Below are 5,673 nucleotides of genomic sequence, written 5' to 3'. Positions count from 1 at the left end.
CTGGCTGCCGGTCTCCAACCCGCTGCTACAACGGACGCTCCTACTCAGTCTTGTCGCAAGCAGGACCGACCGGGTAGTGATCGCCGGTCGAATCAACGAGATCCCTGATGCCGACGCGGTCGTTGCTGCCCTCGCCCCCAATCTCGCCGGCGACGGCAATCAGGCCACCGCCAACCTCAACGCCAGGGAAGTTCAGGTTCGCGACCAGGACGGCAACCTCATCGGGTCGGTCCCGTTCACCGACATCGACCCTCGATTCGAATACACCGCGAGTCTCGAGTCGACGATCCTGTGGTCCTCTCCAGACGGGACGACGTGGAACGAGTCGGAGACCACACTGCTCCCCGGCGGTCTTCTCGCACCGGTGAGCTTGCTCGCATACGACACCCGGTTCGTCTTGGGCACTGTCGGCATGGGTGCCGACACGAGAACAGCCGGCTATTGGGAATCTACCGATGGTGTGGCATGGGTAGAAGGTACGGAGGCCGAAGCGTCCATCGTGGTGAACTCCTCTGTCTGGGGAGAGAGAATCGTTGCTGCGACAGGGCGGAGGAATGTTGTCGTGTTCGACTCCGCCTGGCGACAGTCGATACTCACCGTGCCGTTCGACGACATCGAACCCAAAGACCGGGGAAACATCGGAACGGTGACTGCCGGTCCCGTCGGTCTTGTCGTCACCTCATATGACGGCTCCACCGAGAGCGTCCCCACCAAGTTTGTGTGGTTCACGCCTGACGGGCAAAGCTGGGTCCGGTACGGCTTGAACGGCACGTTCGGTGCCACCGGGAATGTGGCGGTGGCAGCCGGCACCGACCGTGTGTTGCTGATCCTCGGACCCGACCAGCCGGGTGGTGCGAACCCGATCAGCTCATTCCAGACGTGGATCGGAACACCATCCCCCGTACCCCCGATCGGGTCCACCGTCACGACTACGCCGGCTGCATCCACAACCCCGACGGCACCCGGCCAGGAAGCGTCAGATCAGTTGCCGCCGCTACCGGCAGGGACCCTCGAGATGGGAATTCAGTACCGGTATCGGTTCGGTATCCATTGTGGAATGCGATACATCGAAGGTGCTGACGGCCGCAACTGGGAGACAGAACGCCCACCATATGATGGTGTGGGCCGGTTCCCGGACGCACTGAGAGCGCACCTTGAGAATCCGAACGAGTCGATCAGCCCGGTGGTAGTCGGGTCGATCGAACTGATCTCTGCCGACCTGTTGGAGTTTCGAGCTGGCGATGTCGTTGTCCGCTACGGACCCACCACGAGCGAGATCCCGGGCTGTGCATAGCCCGCTCAGAGGGGGCGGGCTCCATTGAGGCGGCGTCGAAGAACGCCGTCAGGTCGTTGAGTGGGGACTCTCGCACAGGCACAGTCCGATCCTCCCCCACCGCCCGATTGCGCTCTTCGGGTCTCACCGGACCCTGTAACCTACGAGCCGCTTGCGACGGCTGGCTTGTTTTCTCGCGCGTTTTCTCGTGAGTTATCTTGCAGTCCCGGGCCTGTAGCTCAGTTGGCAGAGCAGGGGACTTTTAATCCCAAGGTCGTGGGTTCGATTCCCACCGGGCCCACCTCGAAAACGCCTATGTCTATTGGGTTTTCTGGCGGTCACCTCGAAGCTCCACAACCCTTGGGCCGCGGCTGGGCCGCGGCTGGGCCGCGAGAGCGCGACCCCGAGCCGCTCCAAGAGCCTCCGCCAAGGCCTCCATGTCGGAGGGGAACAGGTGGCCGTAGCGGTCCATGGTGACGGTGATCGACGAGTGCCCCAGGTGCCCCATCACAGCGCGGGGGTGGGCTCCCTCAGCGATGAGGAGCGAGGCGCAAGTGTGCCGGAGGTCATGGATCCGCAGGCCCGGCACGAGGCCGGCCTCCGCCACCGCGCCATTCCATATCCGCCGCCGAAAGTTGGAATTGCGCAGTGGACCACCCTCATACGAGGTGAAGACAAGCGCAGCAGGGTCATCCTCCACCTCCGTGGCCAGGTGGCTAGCCAGCAGATCACGGAGGAACCCGGGAATCATCACGGTTCGCCGCCGGTGAGTCTTGGTCGATCCGAACTGGAGACCACCCCACGCCTCTGAGAGCGACTCTGTCACCTCAAGGCGAGATCGCAAGAGGTCACACCGCTGGCGCCGCAAGGCAGCCGCCTCTCCCCATCGCAGGCCTCCGTAGGCGAGGGTGTAGACGAGCACCTCGTAGGGAGAGCGGATCGCCTCGGCCAGACGCTCCACCTCAGCGACCGAGAGGAAACGCGTCTCTCCCTCCGGCTGCCTCGGGACCGACGCTCCCTCGACAGGGTTGACGGTCAGGTAGCCGGTTTCGACAGCCAGCTTCATCATGCTGTTGAGGACCTGGCGAGCTTGTCGCACTCGAGAGGCGCTGAGACCGGTTGCCTGCAGATCGGCCACCCACTCCTCGACCCCGAGTCGGTCGATGTGTCGCAGCTCGAGGTCACCCCAGCGGGGAACGATGTGGACTCGCAGGAGCGACTCGTACCCGGCACGGGTGTAGGGCTTGAGATGTGCCTTGGTGCGGAGCCACCGCTCCGACCACCCTGCCACCGTCGCCCTGGCGAGACGCGGGTCGTGCCACTCGCCACGAACCAGATCCGCCTCCGTGGTCGACTTGAACTTCTCAGCGTCGGCCTTGCGAGCGAACGATCTGGAGCGCTCCCTGCCGCTGGGGGCCCGGTACCGAACCCGCCAGGGCTTGCCTCGACCGGTTCTCTTCTCGATGTGGGCCACGATCCACCCTCCTTCCTCGTCCCTGCCTATCCAAGCGCATTCGTCACGGCCGCGTCGTGGTTAGGCGCACTCGCAACTGGATGCGCATTCCGTCAACGTACTCTTTCCAGGAGCTGGTTGTTGATCCACTCCTCGATGTCGTGCCATCGGTACCGGAGGTGCTTGCCGGCGCGGAACCCTGGAGGTCCTTCTCCGCGGTAGCGCCAGGCGTAGAGCGTTCCGATGGGGACTTCGAGGTAGTTGGCGAGTTCTTGGACTGAGAGCAGCGGATCGAGCGCGGTCATGCTCCAAGTGTGCGCTGGGACCCTTTCATCTCGATGCCATTTGGGTGTCAACAGGCCTGTCGGTCGGCTGCTATTTCGGTGTTTCTCCTGGTCAACGAGCTCTTTGGAGATGTTCGAGGCCGGCGTCCACGAGTTTGCTGCGTGGCTTCTTGCGGTGCGGTTGGAGGGCTACTGACACTCTGGTGAGAGGGTTACTGACACTCTGGTGAGAGGGTTGTCTCGTCTACTGGCCGACATGGAGCCTGTCCGCAGCGTTGGTCACAGTGAAGATCGAGACGTCGTCGCAGGTCTGGCCGTCGTTTGGATGGGCCGTCGAGACTCCCCTACCAAGGAGCCAGCGACGATGACGGACCCGGATCGGGAACCGACCGAACCAACACTTCTCGACCGGTACGGATTCTCAACAGTCCCTGAAGGCAAGATCACCGGATCCGAAACAGTCACGATCCACGATCACCAAGACCTGATCGACCGAGACGCCTGCACCACGATCAGCCGCTTCCAAAACCAGTGTCCTTGGCGACACACGCATCTGCAACGAGTTGCTCGATGTATACAGCCTGGCAGTGGTGGGGGTGGATGGTGTTGAGTTTGGCCAAGGCTGCCAAGGACTATTACCTGCGCAAGCTGGGGGAGATCTCACCCGGCGAGGACTATTACCTGCGCGGTGGTACCGCCACCGGCCTGTGGCGAGGCAACGGCGCCACCGAGCTGGGCTTGGAGGGGGCGGTGTCGGCGAAAGGACTGGTCCGGTTGTTCGACGGTCAACACCCCGGCACCGGCGAACAGCTGGGACGGAGCTTGCGGAGGGATGGGGTGGCAGCTTGGGATGTGACCTTCTCGGCGGATAAGTCGGTGTCACTGCTCTGGGCCTTGGGAGATCTCGAGACCCGCCAGCAGGTGTTGGAGGCGTTCGAAGAAGCCACCGGGGCGGCTTTGGGGTATTTGGAGTCGGTAGCCTCCTCGACCCGAGGTGCTTCCAAGACTCCGGTCCTCGACGACCACGGCGACCCGATCCTCAACGAGAACGGGACACCCAAGTTTCGGGTCCAGACGTGGCCGATCCAAACGGCGGGGTATGTGGCGGCGTCGTTTACCGAGTTCACCTCCCGCGCCGACGACCCCCAGTTGCATACCCATGTGGTGGTCGCCAACAAGGTGAAAGGGACAGACGAGGTGTGGCGGACGGTGGATGGGAGGTTGTTGTATCGGTATCAGCTGGCCGCCGGCTACCTCCACGAAGCCGTCCTCCGACGGGAGCTAACGGAACGGTTGGGGGTTCGCTGGCAGCCAGTATCCAATGGTATGGCCGACATTGCAGGTTTCACCCGTCCCCAGATCGAAGCGTTCTCCCGGCGCCGCCACCAGCTCGAAGCTTGGCGCCAAGACCAAGGCCTTCCCGATACCGCAGCAGCGCGGCAGGTAGCAGTGCTGGCCACCCGTGCCCCGAAAAGGGACCATCCCCTCGCCGACCTGGAAGCCGACTGGAAGGAGCGGGCCGTTGAGGCGGGTCTCACCCCCAACCAGATCACCGAGATGATGGGCGGCAACCGGGAAGTCACCCCGGTTGACACGGAGGTGCTGTTCGAACGGTTGGCGTCACCCGAGGGGCTCACCGAATGGGCCTCCACCTTCGGGCGGGCCGAGGTGATCAAAGAGATCGCCGGGGCGCTCCCCGAAGGTGGCACCCGGAACCAGATCGAGCACCTTGCCGAGACATTCCTCGCCACCCGGGACATCGTGCCGCTCCTGCCCACCCGAACCGCCGAACAGGCCGAAGAGCTGGATCCCCTCGTCGATGCTGACCGTGACCGGGCAGGCGAACTGAACGAAGCAGAAGCGGCCGGGCGGGTGATGCGTCGCCGGGACGGAACACTCTTCCCCGGTGTGCGACACGAACGCCGATACACGACCACCGAACTGTTGGTCACTGAGCAGCGGGTGATCGAACAGGCACTCGCCGGGGTGGGTGCCGGACGATGGAAGGCCAGGTTGCGACGCCACCGTCATCTGACCGAAGGGCAGGCGGAGATGGTCCGCCGGTTCGCCACCTCAACCAACACCATCGACATCGGGATCGGACCAGCCGGGACTGGCAAAACCGCAGTGATGGAAGTAATTGGTCAGCTCGCCACTCTGACCGGCACTCCGATCTTGGGTGGGGCGCTGGCCGGCCGGACCGCCGCCAGCCTGCAAGCTGCCACCGGGATCCCCTCCAGCACCTTGACCCGACTGATCGGCGAATCGAAAGGTCGGGGTTTTCCTCACGGTGCGATCGTGGCAGTCGATGAGGCCGGGATGGTCGGTACCCGCCAACTCGCCACCATCACCGACCTTATCGAGGCCGCCGAAGGGAAGCTGATCCTGATCGGCGATGACCGTCAGCTACCCGAAATCGACGCGGGTGGCCTCTTTCGGGCTCTCGCCAAACGGCTCCCCACTGTTGAGTTGATCGACAACATCCGCCAGCAACACCAATGGGAACGCAACGCACTCACCCAACTCCGCGACGGGTCAGTCGACGAAGCGATCAAGACGTACCGACAGCACCGGAAGCTCATCGTTGGACAGAGCCGCGACAACACTATGAGACGAGCAGTGGCGGATTGGTATCGCCATGTGACAGCTACCGGTGACCTCAG

The 5,673-nt window shown here is 63.5% G+C and carries 4 protein-coding genes and 1 tRNA gene; 3 read left to right on the top strand and 2 right to left on the bottom strand.

Going from position 1 to position 5,673, the window contains the following annotated elements:
• Positions 1–76: 76 nt before the first annotated feature.
• A complete protein-coding gene (locus GWP04_12365) occupies positions 77–1,294 on the top strand; it encodes a hypothetical protein (GenBank protein ID NIA26336.1) in 1,218 nt (405 codons plus the stop codon).
• Between the two features lie 207 nt (positions 1,295–1,501).
• Positions 1,502–1,574 (top strand) — tRNA-Lys (locus tag GWP04_12360).
• 18 nt (positions 1,575–1,592) lie between these two features.
• Here the strand turns inward: GWP04_12360 and GWP04_12355 are convergent.
• Entirely contained in the window at positions 1,593–2,747 is a 1,155-nt protein-coding gene (locus GWP04_12355) for a tyrosine-type recombinase/integrase (protein ID NIA26335.1), read from the bottom strand.
• Between the two features lie 92 nt (positions 2,748–2,839).
• Positions 2,840–3,031, bottom strand: a complete 192-nt coding sequence (locus GWP04_12350) for a helix-turn-helix domain-containing protein (GenBank protein NIA26334.1) — start codon at positions 3,029–3,031, stop codon at positions 2,840–2,842.
• A 549-nt stretch (positions 3,032–3,580) separates the two neighbouring features.
• On the opposite strand from GWP04_12350, the gene GWP04_12345 reads away from it, so the two are divergent.
• On the top strand, positions 3,581–5,673 hold a 2,093-nt coding region (locus tag GWP04_12345; protein ID NIA26333.1), incomplete at its 3' end, for a relaxase domain-containing protein.

The organism is Gammaproteobacteria bacterium (assembly GCA_011682695.1).
Lineage (GTDB): Bacteria > Actinomycetota > Acidimicrobiia > Spongiisociales > UBA4744 > BMS3Bbin01.
Note: the sequence above shows the minus strand (reverse complement) of the source record. Positions and strands in the feature narration are given on the sequence as shown.

Bases quoted from the DNA above. Each gene is read 5' to 3' on its own strand.
- GWP04_12350 (NIA26334.1), bottom strand. From the start codon at position 3,031: ATGACCGCGCTCGATCCGCTGCTCTCAGTCCAAGAACTCGCCAACTAC.